The following is a 17,585-nucleotide window of genomic DNA, read 5'->3' on the forward strand; positions in this document are numbered from 1 at the left end:
TCATGGTTAAAAGGGATACTTTTATTGGCTTCCTATACCTCCTTCCCATAATCGCGATAATACTATTCCTCACCCTGTACCCCATCGGGTACGCGGTCTACATCTCGTTCACAAACTTCAACCTCTATCACTTCTTCACGTATAAGCTTGTGGGGCTTCAGAATTACATCTCCATTATTAAGTCGGGCGCCTTGGGCAACATATTCCTGCAGACCATCATATGGACCGTCGGCAGCTTGGTTCCCATGATGGCGGCCGGCTTCGTGCTGGCATTGATACTGAACCAGAGGGACTTGGTTGGGAGGACAGTTTACATGACGTTCATGTTGTTTCCCTGGGCTTTTCCATCCTTCATAACAATACTGGTGTGGAGCGGCATGTGGAACTACGAGTACGGCATAGTGAATAAACTCATGGCATTGATTGGCGTGCACCCCATTTACTGGTTCAATTACGTGTCGACGTCTTGGATCGCCTTAATAATCACCAATCTCTGGCTCTCCTTCCCGTACTTCACTGTAGTATTCTCATCGGCCCTTCAGGGAATACCTAGGGAGTTGTATGAGACGGCGTACGTGGATGGAGCATCCATGTTCAGGAGGTTCACGAGCATAACGCTTCCCCAGATGAAGAACGCCCTATCCTTCGTCGGCATAAGCAGCTTCATATTCACGTGGAACAATTTCTACCCCATCTACCTGCTCACCGGAGGAGGCCCGGGCACGGCTACGGAGATATTCGTCGTGTACGCCTACCAGGAGGCGTTCAGCTATAGCCTCTACAACATAGCGGCGGCCTATTCCATAGTGGACACTATAATATTGGCTGCCTTCGCGTTGATAATGCTGAGGATATCGGGCATAATGAAGGTGATAACGTAATGGACTCCTACAGGCTGCTCAAGTACGTGAGGCTGGCCATATCTCACATAGTGCTCATAGCGTTCGCGGCCTTCGCGGTGTTCCCCATATACTACGTGCTCATAACGTCGTTCAGCAACGTGCCCACGCTCGCATCCATAAGCATAGGCAGCCTGATTCCCCGCCCCTCATCGCTCACCCTAAGCGCGTATTACTACATACTCTTCAAGAACCCCTTCTTCCTGTGGCTCAAGAACAGCCTGATATTCGGCGTCTCCTCCATGCTGATAGCCACGGCGGCCGCCTTCCTGGGCGCCGTCGCCTTGTCCAGGATAAACATGCCCGGAAAGAGCACGTTGATATACTTCATTTACGTGTTGACTTTCTTCCCGTTCACGGTGACCGTCATACCGCTTTACTTCATGTTCGCCCAGCTCCACTTAATAAACACGTATTACGGATTAATAATAGCGTACTCCGGCGGCTCGTCCATATTCGGGGCCTACCTAGGGAAGATATTCATAGACACGATACCCAGGGAGTTCGAGGAGGCGGCCATGATAGATGGACTGGGCAGGTTCACCGCCTTCACGAGGATACTGCTCCCCATGACGGGCCCCGTCCTTGCATTCGTGGCGTTGACGTCATTCATAGGCGCGTACACGGACTACGTATTGGCGAACGCATTCATAACTAGCGGGAAACTATGGACGCTCACGCTCGGCATGTACTACCTGGCCGTGACCAATAGGGCCACGCTCTACAACGTCTTCGCCGCCTTCGCCGTGTTGATGGGCCTCCCCATATTCATACTGTTCATAGCTCTCCAGAAGTTCTTGTTGAGGGCCTACAGCCTGGGCGGGTTGAAGGCATAGGCTTTTTCAAACTAAATATATATTCTATCTAATCTACCGCATTAATTATTTATCGAGTATTAACTATTAACTTGGAAGACCTATAAAAAATAAAAGGGAAATGCGTCAAGCCCGATATGGATCGCAGATACGCCTTACTGGCGGCGCTAGCCGCCTTACTAATAGTCCAGGTAGCAGTCGCCCAATCATATCAAGTCTCGTTCACGGTGAACAGGAGCGGTTACGTCACAATCTACATAGCCGGCCTGCCAAGCACGGACTCCGTGGACCTCCATTGGGGAATAGAGCCGGCTCCCCAGGGGAGTTGGACGCAGGTATTCGACACAATGATGAAGTGGGACGGGGCCAACTTCACGGCTACAATAGGGCCTATAAACAATGGAACGTGGATAGCGTGGGTATTCCATGATGAGACCACCAATACGTGGATAAACTACCAGGGACACGCGTTCTGGAACTGGAACCTGGAGGTAAACCCGCCGAACCTAGGGTACACGCATGCTGAGGTGCTCGGAAATGCATCAATATTGATAACCGCCGTCGGCCGCGCCCCCGACCCCATGATTCTCCACTTTGGTTTGACCACTGGTCCTCAGACTGGTCTTCCTTGGAGTGATATAACTAACGTTACCATGCAGTATAATCCGTTGTGGGGTAATTACTCGGCCGTGATTGGTCCCTTCAAGCAGGGCCAATGGATACAATGGGTATACTACGACCCAACCCTCAACAAGTGGATCAGCAACAACGGCCAGAACTACGCTGTGGAGGAGACAGCATCCAGCGCCCCAAGCCCATCCACCACGTTCGCCCGGGTCCTCCCCAACGGCTCCGTGCTGATAACCGTGGTCGGGAAGCCTCCAGACAAGTTCATCCTTCATTTTGGTTTGACCACTGGTCCTCAGACTGGTCTTCCTTGGAGTGATATAACTAACGTTACCATGCAGTATAATCCGTTGTGGGGTAATTACTCGGCCGTGATTGGTCCCTTCAAGCAGGGCCAATGGATACAATGGGTATACTACGATGCAACCACTAACACTTGGTACAATAACTACGGCCAGAACTTCGCGCTTCTCGTAAACTACACGGCTCCGGCGCCGCCCATATACCTCAACATAGTGTTCAACGATCACCAACCCCTGTACACGTACGTGGGCAGCAACGTCTACCTCCTGCCCTGGACCGCCGTTCACTTGGAGGAGTACGCCGAGCAAGCCATAATAGCGCACATGTTCCCCACGGTTCACGTCACTTACTCCCTATCGGGCTCCCTCCTGTACCAAATAGAGGCAATAGCCGCCGGCGATTATAACAACACGTACATCCTGGCGGCAATGATACCCTCCTCTCAGTGGAACAATACTCTTTACCAGGAGATAAAGCAGTACAACGATACCTTCCTGGAGGCGTTCGCGCCCAGCTATGAGTGGAACACCACCACGGTTAGGCAGGTGCTGGAGTTCGACCTGGCGTTCAACACCCCCCTCTGGGTCTACTCCGCCAACACGCCGGCCTCCAAGGTATACGCGTCCCTGTTCAGCTTGGAGCAGCGCGGCGTTCCGCTGAATAACCAGCAATTGACCAATGCCTTGGTGGAGTGGTTCCTCTGGAGCGTGAGCTACCCCATAGTCACCGGGCAGTTGGGGAGCCAGTACTACAACGCCACCATAGCTGCCCTCTACAATCAAACATCGTTCAACATAAGCGACATACGAGTGATAACCAGCTACTACCCCGTGGAGGCCAGGATAGTCCTCTCCGCGTTTAGGATGGATAGGATGAATAACAACAACACGGGCGGCAACGTGGAGATAATCACCACGCCGTTCGATCACCCCCTCACTCCCCTATTGCTGATACCCAGCTGGACTGGGGAGAACGGTAACCCCGTGGTGAAGGGCACGTGGACCAGCGACGTGCTGGCGCAGCTTAACATAGGGAGGGATCTGTACAAGATGGTGTTCGGCCAGTACCCCATGGGCATGTGGACCCCGGAGATGGCCATATCCAGCGCAATGATACCGCTGCTAAACGAGTCGGGCTATTACTGGACCTACGCCAGCGAGTCCACCCTGGCGGAGGCGAATGTGTCAGTGCCCACGGGCCCCAACCCCACTGTTCAGGAAATGGAGAGCCTCTACCAGCCCTACAGGGTGGTCGTCGGCAATGCCTCGATAGTTGTGGCGTTCAGGGACGGAACTCTATCCGATGCCTGGGGCTTCAATTACGGCGAGATAGCTGCTTCCCAGGGCAATTGGGCGGCAGTGAATCAATTCATGAATTACTTGAGGCGCATCTATGATTCAATACCGGCGTCCCGCCACAACGATACGTTGGTAACCGTCGCCTTGGACGGGGAGAACTGGATGTTCATGAGCCCGTTCCCGGAGGACGGCGTGCCGTTCCTGATAGACCTGTACACCGCCCTGGCCGGCAACTCCTCCTGGGTGCAGACCACCACCATGCAGCAATACCTGGCCACCCACCATGATCTGCCCGTCCTGAACGGAATACCGATGGGGTCCTGGAACAACCAGGGACCCGCCGGCTCGGTCTCGCCGTTCTACACGCAGTGGGCCGGGCACTCTCCGCAGGACGCTGTCTGGCAGCAATTGGCGATAGTGAGGTCGATGGTGCTTCAATTCGGGGAGGAGCACAACCTAACGCAGCCCATGAATCTGACCCAGATAACCAGGTACAATGACTTCCCGTTCCTGGGCACGTGGAACACCTCCACCCTGGAGGGCAGGTACGTGGAGGCTTGGATGTCCATATACGGAGCGGAGGGCTCCGACATATACTTCACCTTCGACCCCAACGATCAAAGCCTCACGTCGCAGAACGCCATAGTGTTCGAGATGGAGGTTAGGCAGGACATGAGAAACGCGTTGGAGGTGCTGGGCCTCCCGCTAACCCCATTCCTGGAGGATCAATGGATGCCGCCGCTCGCGCCGACCGTGCCGGGCACAAACTCATCCATAACCCCGCCGATGACTGGGAACCTCTATAACTTCATCTACGTGGATGGAAAGCCTGCTTACTCCATAAACAATAACTTCGCGTGGGCCGGCTCGTACCAGTACCTCCTCAACAAGACCAAGGGGGCGGGGGGCATAAACACGGTCTACTACGCGTTCGATGCCAATGACCTCTACATAGACGTCAAGGTGAACGGGAATCCCATGGATTACGCCGCGCCCAACGCCTTGACCACGTCCAAGTACACCATATATGTCTACTTCTCCCCCGTTAATCCGGGCAAGGGCGACTTGATGGGGATAAACATACCCGACGCGAACTACACGGCCGCCCCCGGCATGCCGCTGGGCTTCGCAGCCACTCGCCTAGCCGAGATATTCGTGGGCCCAGGCTCTGACGACGTGGCCATATACGAGTCCGGCCCATCCGGTTGGTCGTACGTTGAGTCCATACCCAACGCCGTGGCCATAGGGGACTCCATAGAGATCGCCATACCCTTCTCCGCCCTAGGCATTAATCCAGGCGACTCGATTGAGTTCTCGGTCGCCACTGTCAACCAGAGCAGCGGCTCCATAGTGAACCTGCTGGGCCCGATCCTCGCCGCGATTCCATCCAATATAGCCAAGCTGACCCCCGTCATGTCCATATACAACCCGGCCCCCAGCAATGGGCCTGGGTACTACGTCTACCCACTCCTCACCGCTAACTACCCGCCCGGCTCCGTCTGGATGAGGTGGGTCAACGTCTCAATGAATGATTACTTGGTTCAGTTCAACATAACGTTCGGGAACCTCACGAACGTGTACGACGGCCCCAACGGCTTCTCGCAGCCCATAATAGACATCTACATACATGAGGGAGGCTCCTCCGGGTGCACCAATGCGTTGCCCGGCGTCAACGCCAAGATAGCCCCAGGCTCGGCCTGGCAGTGGGTGATACAGGCAGCGGGCTGGCCGTCCAACTCGTACGTGGAGAGCTGCTCCGGCCAGACGTACACCACCCCATTAATAGTCAAGGGCGACCTGGCCACCAAGACGGTCTCCATAGAGGTGCCCACGTCGCTGATAGGAAGCAACATAACGGGCTATAGCTACGTCATAGTGGCGGGGTTCCAGGATGGGTACGCCACTAACGGTTGGGACCCCGTCTACCCCAACGCCACTGACTACCAGGGAGGAGGCGCCAAGACGCCCTACGCGCCCAACATATTCAGCTACATAGCCCCCAACCTAGTCAACCCCTCATCCCCGCTGACCCAGCAAGCCGTCCTATCCAACTACACCAACACCAGCTACGCCACTCTGTACGCCGTGAGGCTGCCACTGCTGAAGGCGTCCTCCACCACTGCATCCACCGCCCAGCCGGTCAAGCCGTCCATCTCCACGGTGGTCGCGGGCCCCAACGGCTTCATCGCGTTCTACGCCGCTGGGAGCGAGGTATATGAATCCACGTCGAGCAACGGGGAGTCCTGGACCCAGCCCGCCCCGGTGATCAGCGAGGCGAGCCCGGTCGTGTCGCTCTCCTACTCGCCGCAGGGAGATTTGCTGTTGGTGGCGTATAGCCACGGCTTGACGCTGGTTCACCTGGCTCCCTACGTAGTGGCCAGCAACCTAACCGTGCCCGCATCCACCATATACTCCGCATCCATAGCCTCACTCAATGGTACGTACTACATAGCGGCCGCGGTGCCGGGCAAGGTGCTGCTCCTGAGCTCTAGCGGTGGGGTCTTGGATGAGCTGCCCATAAACGCCAGCGGGGTCTCCGTGTACCCCTACGGCGGCGAGTTGTACCTGGCCATCACGAGCGGCGGCACCATTTACCTATCCAGCGGCTCGCCGGGCAGCCTCTCCAGCCCGCAGCCATTGCTGGCGGAGCCCGCGGGCTACTCCTTGACTCAACCATCCCTCGCCGTATATGGTGGGGAGATGGCGATTGGCTACACCGTGGAGTCAAGCATGGCGGCGGGCACTAACATAGGGCTGTCCTACGGTTCCCTAACCAACATCAATAGCACCGTCCTCACGACGGATGGCACTGAGTACTCCCCATCAATTGCCTTGGTTGATCCAGGCTCCGCGTCCATATACATGGCCTTCACGAGCTCCGCCGGCCAGGGCAATGTCTACTTCATAGCCCAGCCCGTGGCCACGCTGCAAGCATCCACGGCTGTCCCGCCCACCACCACTACCACAACGGCTCCGCCTCCAACTACCACAACTACTACTACCTCCACGCCCACCACTACAGTGCCTCCGCCTCCAACTACAACAACGACACCGAGACCGTCGTCTTCATCGCAGGACCTGGTGATCGCCGTCGTGGTGATAATCATAGTCGTGATAGTGGGCGCGCTGCTTGCAATCAGGAGAAGGAGGTGAAGTTACAGAATTGAGGATCTAAAAATAGCTCTCCTTTTTCTTTTCTCCCTTTACTTCTCTCCTTTTTTCTTCGTGCTGGCTCCCTGTGGTTGGGATCTAAGCTTAAAAACGCGGTTTCCAGCGGGATGCATGGGCGGCCAGACGGATTCTATACATGGCCATGATTACTTCGACGAGGGGCTTGGGGAGTTCATTCCGCCCATTCACTTATCCGCCATGTTCGTGCAATTGGTGGAGGCCAATAAGTCGGACAGGGGGGTGGACCTCAAGTACTCCAGGGAGGAGAACCCAACCACTAGGGCGCTGGAGCACGCGCTGGCCAGGCTGGAGAGGGGGGAAGACGCGATCGCGTTGAACAGCGGCATGGCGGCTGTCTCGGCGGTGTTGTTGGGGTTGTTGGGGAGCGGGGACGCCGTCTTGATGCCCATGGAGATGTACGGAACCACTCTCGGCTTGGCCCGGGAGCTGGGGAAGTTCGGCGTTGAGTTGAGGACGGCGTTTCCCGACACGCGATCCATCCTGGACGCCATTGATGGCAGGGTGAAGCTCGTGATGATTGAGTCAATAACGAACCCCACGCTTAGGGTGCTGGATGTTGAGGAGATAGCCAAGGCGGCCCACGAGGTCGGGGCGATCGTCGTGGTGGATAATACCATAGCCACGCCCGTCCTGCTCAACCCGCTGGAGCTGGGCGCCGACTTAGTGGTGCACAGCGCTACCAAGTACTTGTCGGGCCATAACGACGTGGTGGCGGGGGCCGTGATCGGGGATCGCGAGCGAATCGTGGATCTATGGCACTGGCGCCGGAGGCTCGGCTCCATTCTCCAACCCATGGAGGCGTTCCTGGTCATGAGGGGATTGAAGACGCTGGAGCTGAGGGTTCGGCGGCAATGTGAGTCGGCGATGGCAGTGGCGCAGTTCCTCAGGGATCACTCCAAGGTAGCCGCAGTCTACTACCCTGGATTGAACGGTGGAAGGGAGGCGTCCAGGTTGAGGGGCGGGTTCGGCGGCATAGTCTCTTTCAAGGTGAGGGGAGGCAGGGCGGAGGTGGAGCGGTTCCTCAAGTCCCTCAAGATAATAAGGCCCACGCCAAGCTTCGGGGGCCCGGAGTCCCTCATCACGTACCCCATAGTAAGCGCGTCGTCAGCCATACCGGAGGATCACCGCGCGTTGCTGGGGATAGACGACTCCCTCCTCCGTCTCTCCGTGGGGCTTGAGGACGTGGAGGACATAATAGGGGATCTGGACAGGGCCCTCTCAGCCGTGTAGAGATTCCATTTGCTTATCGTGGTCTCCCGGTCTCTATCTCCAGCACCGCCTTTCCCCCATACAGCTGCGTCGGGGTCCAGATGCACACGCCCGTGGGTTTCTTATTATTTAGCAGCGTCACCGTGCCTTGCAGGCAGCCATAGGCCGTTATGTTGAATGGTTGATTGGTGGAGGTTATTAGCAGCATCTCGGGTTGCCTGCTCCTAACTGTCGTGGTGGACGTGGATATGATTATGGACACGTTAACCGCCAGGACCTCGCCGCTGCCCTTCGGCGGGGAGGAGCCGCATTGGGCCGGCACCCCCTTATTATAGATGATTGAGTCAGTTGCTTTATTTACCTCCACGCAGAACAACGTGATGTTGAAGTTGACGGCGGCCCCCCTGAGCGGTATAGATGATGAGGCGAGCAGTATTGTGTAATTGAAATCGCTCACCACGTTGGGTATCGACGCAACCGACAGCCCCTCGGTGACTTGGTAAACAATCGTGTTTCCTATGATGGACTCCACGTATCCCCTCAACTGGAGGAATTGCGAATTAACGTAGGCGGCGATCTCGTAGGCGAATATGGACACTAGGACCACGATGGCCACGGTGGTTATTATGAATGCAACGGTATCCATCCGATCACCTCATTGTAACCGTGTAGTTGGAGTAAACAACGTAAAGCGATCCAAAGGATGTCACCTTATATTCGGCCGTCTCGGAGCCGCACGTGGCCTTCAATGGGTAGGATCCCTTGCCCAGCAACACCACGCTTGTGTCGGTCACGTTGATGGACATGATTGTCCTCCCGCTTCCGCCTCCCATCGACGATGCCATGTATATGTATACATAATTAGTATTATTCCCAATTATTATGGGACGGGGATAAAGGGCCAAGTACGTTCCATAAGTCTCCCCACCCAGCGTGTCCTCGCCGTACTGAATTACCTGGAACATGACTGATGAGGGCGAGGTCGATACGGGTTCCCCATCGCCCCGCAGTACTTGAACGAAGCCGCTAGGCATGGAATAGTAATTGGGGGGCGTCCCGTATATCACGGCTCCATCCTTGAATACAAGCCCGCTTAGGTTGTACACGCAGTAATTCGGGAGCCAATTCATTACTCCATATGGAGTCGACGGGATATAGTACACCCTGTCTATCCCTGTGTGGAAAGCTATGGTATCCATATCATCGGCCACGTTTATTAGGAATGACTCGGCCAGCGAAATGCCGGAGGACGATGCGGAATTGCTGAAGTAATAAGTGGCCACGTAGAGCATAACCCCTATTAAGGCCAACACAACCGCCATTATTATAACTACGGAAATGCTCTCGCTGATGCCCCTCCTATTATTGATCATCACTTATTGACCACCTCCGCTACAATAACTACTTTCACTATAATCATAATATCCGTTGGCGTTGGCACTATAGCACCAGATCCATACGTTTACATTTTCCATAGTTAATGGTATAAAATAGTTGTAATAATTATCATATACCGTATAAGTTTGGTTAGCTACTGTGAACGGTAGTGACTCATGCGTTGAGGAAGGTTCGTAGTAAAATACTTGCGTGCCAATCAGTTGCTTGTTAGCTATATAACTTGGTATTATGGTGACGTATTTAAGCATTGTGTATCCTACCGGTATATATACCATTTCGGTTTTACTGGCCACTGTTGGAAAGATCTTGCTGGGCGTATTGATGCTGGCGACTTGCGAGATTGTAGCATATCCGTCATATAATGTGGAGTCCAATCCATTATAGAACAATAATATGGTTGGTATGGTTCCCCAATTGCCAACGTATACGTAATAAAATAAGGCTCCATTATTTGAGAAGACATTCATGTAAGGTACCATGGCATATGCAGATGCTGGCATGGGCGACGTAAATAGTGATAGTCCATTTAGCGTGGAATTGATAATGTATTGAGTCACTGGATATCCGCTTGGATATGGAAGTGATACATTAAATATTAATGAGGTGGATGTAACATTACAAACAACCAGACTATTTCCTTCCAGTGGTTGGCTTGTCTCTTGTTTGCTTGGATTGAACGAATCGAGACTAAGGATTACCCCCAAAGCCGGGGCACCATCCCATGACTCCTGCAATAAGACCCATTTTGGATAATAATATCTATTGATCAACTTAACGGATACCTCGGAAACCACTGCATTGCTACCAACCACCAATGCCCATGAACCAACTCCTTGCTCGGCTCCATACTCATAACCCACACCAAATAAACTACTTATTTTAACCCATGCAGGGACGGCTATTCTACTATTATATTTATATAATACTTGTTTATTGATAGTATTAATAACTATAAAAGTTACAGTTGGCTGTTTACCAAACGATACATCGACGGTCATATTTACTGTTAGCGGATTATTAGAGCTCGTAGTATACATATAATTAAAACAATAGCCAGCCCCATCATAATTACTATTGCATTGTTGAGTTCCCACCACCGGGTATTCTTGGAATATTTCTATTCCACCCACTCCTCCCTTGTTAATGGTCATTATAGCGCTTATGTTAAAACCATAATTTGATGAAATGTTATCCAGCGGCATCAAGTACATCAATCCGCTTAATCCATTGCTCCCAAGCCACCATCCGCTGCTATTATGTGATATTTCGCCGTAGTTGTCCGATGCTAATGCCCACCACTTCGTGTTTGGTGATTTTTCGAAATTGAATATAGTTCTATTTACGGCTTGGATCACGTAGTAGCTGGGGGTTCCGGGGCAGGTATAGCTGCTTGGCTGCACCTCGTTCACGGTGAAATTCATTGTCGTCTTCACCTTAACGTTGTTAAGCCCTATTAGCGGGAAGCTTGTCTCGTTCTCCGCTATCCCGTATATGCTGGCGTTGTTCAGCGCTATTATGGTGTTGAACATGGAGAGGGCTCCGTACACGTTTGTTATGTTGAAGTCGAGCCTGCCCCACGTCGGGTTTGGATCCATTCCCAGCGGCGTATAGTACTGAGATAGGTAGTATTTGTACTGGGCAAGTAGTGCTTCTTTGTACGATGATGGAACTATGGCGCCGCTCCCCGTCAATATGGGCTGGTTCAAGGCAGCTCCATACTGTATGCTGAACTCGTCGTAGCTGCGGAGTATGTTGCCGATAAGATACTGAAGCGTGCTCGTCATTGATGAAACCACCATGTACGGGTTTTGCTTGTACACCTCATAAATGGATCTCTGAGACACGTAGAGCGGGCTCATCGCGAAGACCTTGTACAGGTAGAGAAGGGTAACTAAGGCAACGGCGACTATCAGCACTATCAGTATGAGCATCTGACCCCTCCTGCCCTCGGCCCTGGCGTTTCTTGGCTTCACAACCCATCACCCAATAGATCCTATTGACAGGCCCAGTATATAAATGGACCCATTGCTTAACTCCATCAATGCGTAATCCGACGCCGTTGGCACCATGAATGAAACGGGATACCTGTACTGATACCTAATGGGAACCACGGAGCCATACCCATAATTCACTGAGTACGGAATCGCTATGGTAGCTGATGAATTGAAATAAAGAGGAACCCACCACAAATCATATATCGTGAACGTATCATTATACAAAATATAATTGCTTGGATTAATTCCCTCAATGTATATAGTCACTGGAATGCTAGTTGGACACGAAGCGAGTTGTCTCTTCCCGGCCGCCCAACCGGTCGACTGAAGCTGGCCAGTATAATAATTAAGCACGTACGCATAATCACTCACGGTCAAGTAATTAACACCTTCTGTTGTGCAATTAAGTAACGCCTTATATGCCATTTTATACGAGAGCAATGGAGGATATACGCTTAACCCGGAGGTACCGGTTTCCTGCAATGTGCCGCTCAACGCATTTTGGCCGCTTGAGTGGACATGTAACATCATATCAAAATAATATCCATTATTATTTATCTTGTATTCTATGGTGGATGAATAATTTATTGCAACGCTATAAGTCGACTGGATATAATATGTGGCGAACCCGCTTGTCAATTGAGGCAAATCAGCAGTAAACGATACCTCAACTCCTCCTCCTGTATTTCCCGGTATCAAAACTTGCAATCCAGTGCCAGTTGCATAACTAGCCCCATTACTGGGGGTAATGCTTACTCCGTCGTCATTTGTGAAGTTTGTGTAGAATGGAAATATTTCGGAGGGATCCATGTCATACTTGCCATATGGAAGGCCTAGTGTTGCACCGTAGAATGCGCTTATGCCGCCCACGGAGTACCCCGTACAAGTATCATTATAATTATAGGGCACGTTGCATAGGCTACCGTTGGGGTAAATCGGTTTGCCCCCGGGACCGATCGTCATATATATGACCTGCTCTTTATGGGCTGGAATGCTCAGCCAAATCCTAGCATCCCCGGATTCATTGTCGAGGTACTCGAGCCACCAAGCGATGGGGATCCACTCATTTTGATCCTTGATATAGAAGCCCACGTTGGACAGCGGCAATGTCAGGTTTATCTTATTGGCTCCGGCCAGCGCGGAGTTTATGAACTTAACGTTTAGGTCTATGGGTATGGTTATGGGGGACACGGGCGGCGTGGACGGCAAGTACACCGTTATTGGTATCATGCCGTTGCTCGTCCCCACGGAAGTGGATAGCGGCTCTATTATCAATCTCCAATTATACTGCGGCGGAACTATGTTATTGATCAATTCATAGACGCGACTCCAATTCCCGCTCTGCACCGCCCCTAGGAAGCTTGGGTTAACTGCCAATCCATTCACTATCTGAGTCACGTATAGTTGGGATGCGCCGCTCTGGGGTATGGTGGTCGGCGTCTCCGGGAACCTTGACATGAGGGGGAGCAGGGAGACCAACATGACCAGTATGCCCAATGCAATCATAGCCTCAATCAAGCGGGCCTGACCCTTAGCCTGCAAGGAAATCACCATCATAGTAAAGGACGATCTTTGCCGTATAAGTTGAATCCCCTATCTGCACCAAAGAGGACGCGGTGCCCGTGGGTGCATTACTAACGCTCTTTCCAAACACTATCTCCCTATTTGACAGGTAATACTGGGGAGAGATGCCATACGGTATCAACAAGATCTCATGAAGAGGCACAGAACCGGATTGTCCATTGCTGTTCCTATATACGCTCACCACCAAAAACAACGGAGTGGTGGGCAGCGACCAATAGCAAGCCGAGTATTTTTGCCCTCCATTTCCATGACTTGATTGAAGGCTTTGGAGGACAGTACATGGGATTGGATAGCTCTTACTTCCTTTTCCTGGATTTAGCGTGAAGTTTATGCTGTTGAAGGTGTATCCATATATTGATTTGTACACTGCCGCTATCCTTAACCCAAGCGCGGATTGCCCTGGGTTGCTTATCTCGCCTGAGTTAAGTAAGCAGTTAGTCAATAGATGTGGGTCGATGAATGTTATGTTGTTGTAGGATGACGTGAATGGCAGTATCATTGCCATCAGCAATGGAGCTTGGGCGGCGGTGGTGTAATACCCATGATCCCCGTATCCATCTAGGGACGCGAATGCATCGAAGTAATAGAAGTTGTTCGAGCTATAGGGCGCGTTTATGGTGATCTTCGCGTAGCCGCTGGCGTTGGTTGACGCCGCTGCATCGCCTTGAATCACTTCGTTTATTCCGTTGCCTGACGTCGTCGCTATTAAGTACTGCAGCGACACAGTAGCATTGATCACCGCGGAGTCCGACCCGCTTTCTCCGAACCTCGTGACCTCAACGATAACCACTGTGCTGGAGCTGTTTCCCCTTGGCGGCAGCACGGTCACATTGAACAGCGGCTCTATGGTCAACATGAAGTCATACCCATTGAGGCCCAACAGGGTTTTTACCTCCTCGTAGGATACTATCCATTTGCTTCCTCCCGGCACCAGGAGAAAGTTATCCAACTGCAGCGTATTTATTCCTGATTCGTTAAGGTATGTTTCAAAGCCATTGCTAACGGTCTTATTCAGGCTACAATATGCTCCGTTTCCATATCCATTTGAGTAGCCCCAATATATTAGGTTAATCACCTTAAATGGATCCAACACGTAGGGTTCTCCCGGTTCCGCCAACCCGAACGCGGATAGTGATGATGCGTTGAGGCCCCAATTAATCGGGTAACCTGGCGTGGTCAGTATCTCTTGCAGCACTTCCTGCGCGGTTTCCTCTAGTTGAAATGTATTCACCTGTGTGCCAGTCACGTGTGAGTACTGGGGAATGATCTCCAAGAGAGCGTAGACTCCCACCAGTATCACTGCTATAGCAACGGCCGTCTCTATTGCGGTAGTTTGCCCTTTATGCCTAACCATGTGCTTAAGTAATTATCAGAAATATAAATATTATTCCCTACCATTCAAAGAACGGCAATGTTAACTATGGATCTTCATATGAATGCTTCCCCATTTATTCCATTCTTCTCCATATCTTATTAACAGCATCATTGTTGCTTCTTAGGTTTAGGAAGCGTTGAGCAGTCGATAATATTTTTTAATATGTTATTATTCAAAGGTAATTAAATGGATCTGCTCTACTTGATGTTGGCCATATTCACCGTGAGTTTCCTCGCCAATGCCACGCCGTTCACGGGCGTGTCCTACACGCTCATAGCCACCACGCTCCTCATAAGGTTCGATGCGTCGCCCCCAATGGTGGCCCTTGCCATAGTGGCGAGCGGCGTTGGGGCCGCGGTGTCTAAGAACGTCATGTACGGGGCCGGGGCGGCCATGGAGAGGTGGCTGGGGAGGAACAGGAACGTGGGCCTGCTGAGGCGGTTCTCCGGCTCGCGTTACTTCTACTTGGCCTTGGTGATACTGGCCATACTCCCCGGCTTCCCCGTGGAGGACTACATGTACTTCGGCAGCGGAGCCGCGCGCGTCCCCCTCCTCAAGCTCAACGCCTACATGCTGGCGGCTAAGCTGATCAAGAGCGCGGTGGAGATACCGGTGGAGTTGATGGGGATAGGCCTGGTGTCGGATTACCTATCCTTCCTCGGCCTGACGCCGTTCGACTTGGGCATTATAAGCAGCGTCGCCTTCGTGCTGCTGGGCCTGGTCATCTTCAAGCTGGACTGGGAATCCCTTCTGAGGAGGCTCGGCCTGCTCCGCGGGCCCTAGCGACCACATACCCCGGCGGCCACCTTGACCCCCATGGGGCCCAGCAGGTTGGAGAACCACCTCTCCACGTCCCCCGACTCGCAGTACCTCCTCCTCAACTCCCCCCTCCCCCTCAACACGGCCTCCAGCTCATCTATGCTCCTAGCCGCCCCGCCCCCCTCCACCAGGAACCAAGCCTCCCGCGGCAGCTCGACCCCCCTCACCGCCTCCAGTAGCTCGGCGTCCCCCATCCTCAGCGACGCGTAATCCCACACCCTCTGTATGGCTGCCATGAAGGCCTCGAAGTAGCGTCGCGGCGAGCCTGGGCTGAAGTAACCGTGCACGTCCCCCTCCGGGCCCCGCTTGGAGCTTAGGTAGTAGAGGTGATCGCTGGTGGACAGGTACCGCCACGCCTCCAGCGCCCGCCCCCCAGCCCTCCTCGCCGCGGCCATGGTCATCCTCAGGAAGGCGAAGGCCCTAACCTGCTCCTCGCTTCCAAGCCACGCGCTTAGGTCCTTCTCCCTGTCGGCCCAGGACGTGGTGCCCCAGGGCTCTATGCTTATGCCCTCCCTAGCGTCCAGCTCCGCCGCCGCGTCGCCCGGCGACTCCACGCTCACCCCCTCCTCCCTAGCCCTCCTGAAGAGCCACTTGAGGAACTCCAGTATCCCAGTGCCCTCCCACTGGTGCTCCCCGAACGTCTCCATGTCCATCCCAACGAACACGAGGTCACCCGGGGAGGCCCTCACCCACTCCACGTACTTATCAGCCGTGAGGGGGTACTGATCCCACTCCCTGCTGCTGAACCTGAAGCCCACGTCATCCGACAACCTGTAATTCCGCAACAGGAGCTTAACGCCGTTTATCCTGTACAGGTAGTTCGGGGACCGCCACCCCAGGACCCGCTCCACCCCCTCCCCCAGCACTGCCTGAAAACCCATGCCTCCCAGAGCCTCCGCCACCCTATTGTTTAGGATGAACTCGGTGTTCTCCGCAGTGGATGGCCTCGCCCCCAGCGCCTTAATAGCATCCACCTGCATCTCCACCTGCTCCCGGAACTCCCCTATATCCAACTCGCTGGCCAGGGAGTGGTAGTACGTCTCCCCCACGAGCTCCACCGCCCCCTCCTCCGCCAGCCTCCCCAGCGTCTCCACCACGTCCCCGCCCCACCTCCTCAACTGCTCCAGCAGGGTACCCGTAACCCCAACGCCCACCCTGCTCCCGTACAGGCGATGCGCCTCCCCCACTATTGAGAGCACCTTCCTGTAGGAGTTCCCCGCAGCCCTCTCCGCTATCCTCCTGTTGAGGACGTCGTCGAACACCTCGAGGCCCCTGTTGGCGGAGTAGGGGAGGAGCGGGTTCACGCGCCGCGGTTGATGCATCTCCAGGAAAAGGACCAATCTCTTTACCATTCTTTGAGGAACGATGGGGAAAGTAATAAAGGTTTTCCTTACCTGGCCGACGCCGCCACCCTCTCCGCGTCGTCCCTGTGCTTCACTGCGTAGCTCTTCAAGTCGCCCGCCGCGGCCGCCATTATCTCCTCCGCCAAGCACTCCTCAAGCGGCTTGGGGTTGTTATGAGAGCATCCCCGCGCGCCCTCCGCTATCCACCTAATCGCCGTGTCCAGCCTCCTGGCCGGCGTCACGTCAACCGCCACGGGGTACGCTATGCCTCCGTAGATGACCCTCGTCACCTCCTCCCTGGGGGCGGAGTTAACTATGGCATCCACCAGCACTTGGATGGGGTTCTTTCCCGTGGACAGGTAGATTATGTCGAAGGACCTCTTGACGACGCCGTACACCTTATGCTTCTTCCCCGCGTTCTTGCCGGGATGCAGGAGGGCGTTCATTAGTCTCTCCACTATTGGCATCCTGTCCTTCCCGAACCTCCTCCTCTGGTTCCTCCCCTCAGTGTGGGGCAGGACCATGGGCTTCAAGCACATGTACCTCCTCAAGCCCGGATCCCTTATCACGACGTCCTCGTAGGTCCACTTGCCGAACAACTTAATGGGCTCGTCGCTGAGCGTCCTCACGGCCCTCGGGCACTCCTCTATTATCTGGGCGCCCGATACCTGATAAACTGTGGTTCCCTTGGGCAGCTGCTGGCTCTGATCGCTCATTGCGCCCCATCTC

General features: G+C 53.7%; 12 protein-coding genes and 1 pseudogene. 6 read left to right on the forward strand and 7 right to left on the reverse strand.

Translation table 11 applies throughout. The features are described from left to right. Positions 1-2: 2 nt before the first annotated feature. From ACZ5ZS_RS03410 to ACZ5ZS_RS03430, 5 genes and pseudogenes are all read left to right on the forward strand, one after another. On the forward strand, positions 3-881 hold the full coding sequence (locus tag ACZ5ZS_RS03410) for a carbohydrate ABC transporter permease (protein ID WP_188596970.1): 879 nt from the start codon (positions 3-5) through the stop codon (positions 879-881). Then, positions 881-1,735, forward strand: a complete 855-nt coding sequence (locus ACZ5ZS_RS03415; RefSeq protein ID WP_188596971.1) for a sugar ABC transporter permease — start codon at positions 881-883, stop codon at positions 1,733-1,735. The genes ACZ5ZS_RS03410 and ACZ5ZS_RS03415 overlap by 1 nt, the downstream gene beginning before the upstream one ends. Before the next feature lie 116 nt (positions 1,736-1,851). Continuing rightward, a pseudogene (locus tag ACZ5ZS_RS03420) lies at positions 1,852-2,517 on the forward strand (glycoside hydrolase); the annotation flags it as partial. A 159-nt stretch (positions 2,518-2,676) separates the two neighbouring features. Then, positions 2,677-7,095 (forward strand): glucodextranase DOMON-like domain-containing protein, encoded by a 4,419-nt coding sequence (locus ACZ5ZS_RS03425; protein WP_464858601.1) that lies wholly within the window; start codon positions 2,677-2,679, stop codon positions 7,093-7,095. 129 nt (positions 7,096-7,224) lie between these two features. Continuing rightward, positions 7,225-8,364 carry a cystathionine gamma-synthase family protein gene (locus ACZ5ZS_RS03430; RefSeq protein ID WP_188596973.1) on the forward strand — a complete coding sequence of 380 codons (1,140 nt, stop codon included), beginning with the start codon at positions 7,225-7,227 and terminating at the stop codon, positions 8,362-8,364. Positions 8,365-8,377: 13 nt separating this feature from the next. Here the strand turns inward: ACZ5ZS_RS03430 and ACZ5ZS_RS03435 are convergent, their stop codons facing one another. Genes ACZ5ZS_RS03435 through ACZ5ZS_RS03455 form a run of 5 tightly spaced genes read right to left on the reverse strand, consistent with a single transcriptional unit; the run spans position 8,378 to position 14,673 of the window. Next, positions 8,378-8,989 carry a hypothetical protein gene (locus tag ACZ5ZS_RS03435; RefSeq protein ID WP_188596974.1) on the reverse strand — a complete coding sequence of 204 codons (612 nt, stop codon included), beginning with the start codon at positions 8,987-8,989 and terminating at the stop codon, positions 8,378-8,380. Between the two features lie 4 nt (positions 8,990-8,993). Beyond that, entirely contained in the window at positions 8,994-9,719 is a 726-nt protein-coding gene (locus ACZ5ZS_RS03440; protein ID WP_188596975.1) for a hypothetical protein, read from the reverse strand. Then, entirely contained in the window at positions 9,720-11,714 is a 1,995-nt protein-coding gene (locus ACZ5ZS_RS03445) for a hypothetical protein (RefSeq protein WP_188596976.1), read from the reverse strand. Between the two features lie 6 nt (positions 11,715-11,720). Continuing rightward, entirely contained in the window at positions 11,721-13,277 is a 1,557-nt protein-coding gene (locus ACZ5ZS_RS03450; protein WP_188596977.1) for a hypothetical protein, read from the reverse strand. Then, positions 13,267-14,673, reverse strand: coding sequence for a hypothetical protein (locus ACZ5ZS_RS03455; RefSeq protein WP_188596978.1), 1,407 nt, complete (start codon positions 14,671-14,673; stop codon positions 13,267-13,269). The genes ACZ5ZS_RS03450 and ACZ5ZS_RS03455 overlap by 11 nt, the downstream gene beginning before the upstream one ends. 207 nt (positions 14,674-14,880) lie before the next feature. Between ACZ5ZS_RS03455 and ACZ5ZS_RS03460 the strand changes: the two genes are divergently transcribed. Next, the gene (locus ACZ5ZS_RS03460; RefSeq protein ID WP_188596979.1) at positions 14,881-15,477 is read left to right on the forward strand and encodes a hypothetical protein; all 597 of its coding nucleotides are present in this window, start codon (positions 14,881-14,883) and stop codon (positions 15,475-15,477) included. Here ACZ5ZS_RS03460 and ACZ5ZS_RS03465 read toward each other — a convergent pair. Both ACZ5ZS_RS03465 and ACZ5ZS_RS03470 read right to left on the reverse strand, forming a co-directional pair. After that, the gene (locus tag ACZ5ZS_RS03465) at positions 15,474-16,865 is read right to left on the reverse strand and encodes a glycoside hydrolase family 57 protein (RefSeq protein ID WP_188596980.1); all 1,392 of its coding nucleotides are present in this window, start codon (positions 16,863-16,865) and stop codon (positions 15,474-15,476) included. The genes ACZ5ZS_RS03460 and ACZ5ZS_RS03465 overlap by 4 nt on opposite strands. Positions 16,866-16,903: 38 nt before the next feature. Next, positions 16,904-17,572 (reverse strand): 30S ribosomal protein S7, encoded by a 669-nt coding sequence (locus ACZ5ZS_RS03470; RefSeq protein ID WP_188596981.1) that lies wholly within the window; start codon positions 17,570-17,572, stop codon positions 16,904-16,906. Between the last annotated feature and the right edge of the window lie 13 nt (positions 17,573-17,585).

Source organism: Thermocladium modestius (assembly GCF_055398215.1).

Excerpts from the sequence above, each read along its gene's own strand:
- ACZ5ZS_RS03410 (WP_188596970.1), top strand. The coding sequence starts at position 3 with ATGGTTAAAAGGGATACTTTTATTGGCTTCCTATACCTCCTTCCCATA.
- ACZ5ZS_RS03415 (WP_188596971.1), top strand. The coding sequence starts at position 881 with ATGGACTCCTACAGGCTGCTCAAGTACGTGAGGCTGGCCATATCTCAC.
- ACZ5ZS_RS03425 (WP_464858601.1), top strand. The coding sequence starts at position 2,677 with ATGCAGTATAATCCGTTGTGGGGTAATTACTCGGCCGTGATTGGTCCC.
- ACZ5ZS_RS03430 (WP_188596973.1), top strand. The coding sequence starts at position 7,225 with ATGGGCGGCCAGACGGATTCTATACATGGCCATGATTACTTCGACGAG.
- ACZ5ZS_RS03435 (WP_188596974.1), bottom strand. The coding sequence starts at position 8,989 with ATGGATACCGTTGCATTCATAATAACCACCGTGGCCATCGTGGTCCTA.
- ACZ5ZS_RS03455 (WP_188596978.1), bottom strand. The coding sequence starts at position 14,673 with ATGGTTAGGCATAAAGGGCAAACTACCGCAATAGAGACGGCCGTTGCT.
- ACZ5ZS_RS03460 (WP_188596979.1), top strand. The coding sequence starts at position 14,881 with ATGGATCTGCTCTACTTGATGTTGGCCATATTCACCGTGAGTTTCCTC.
- ACZ5ZS_RS03465 (WP_188596980.1), bottom strand. The coding sequence starts at position 16,865 with ATGGTAAAGAGATTGGTCCTTTTCCTGGAGATGCATCAACCGCGGCGC.
- ACZ5ZS_RS03470 (WP_188596981.1), bottom strand. The coding sequence starts at position 17,572 with ATGAGCGATCAGAGCCAGCAGCTGCCCAAGGGAACCACAGTTTATCAG.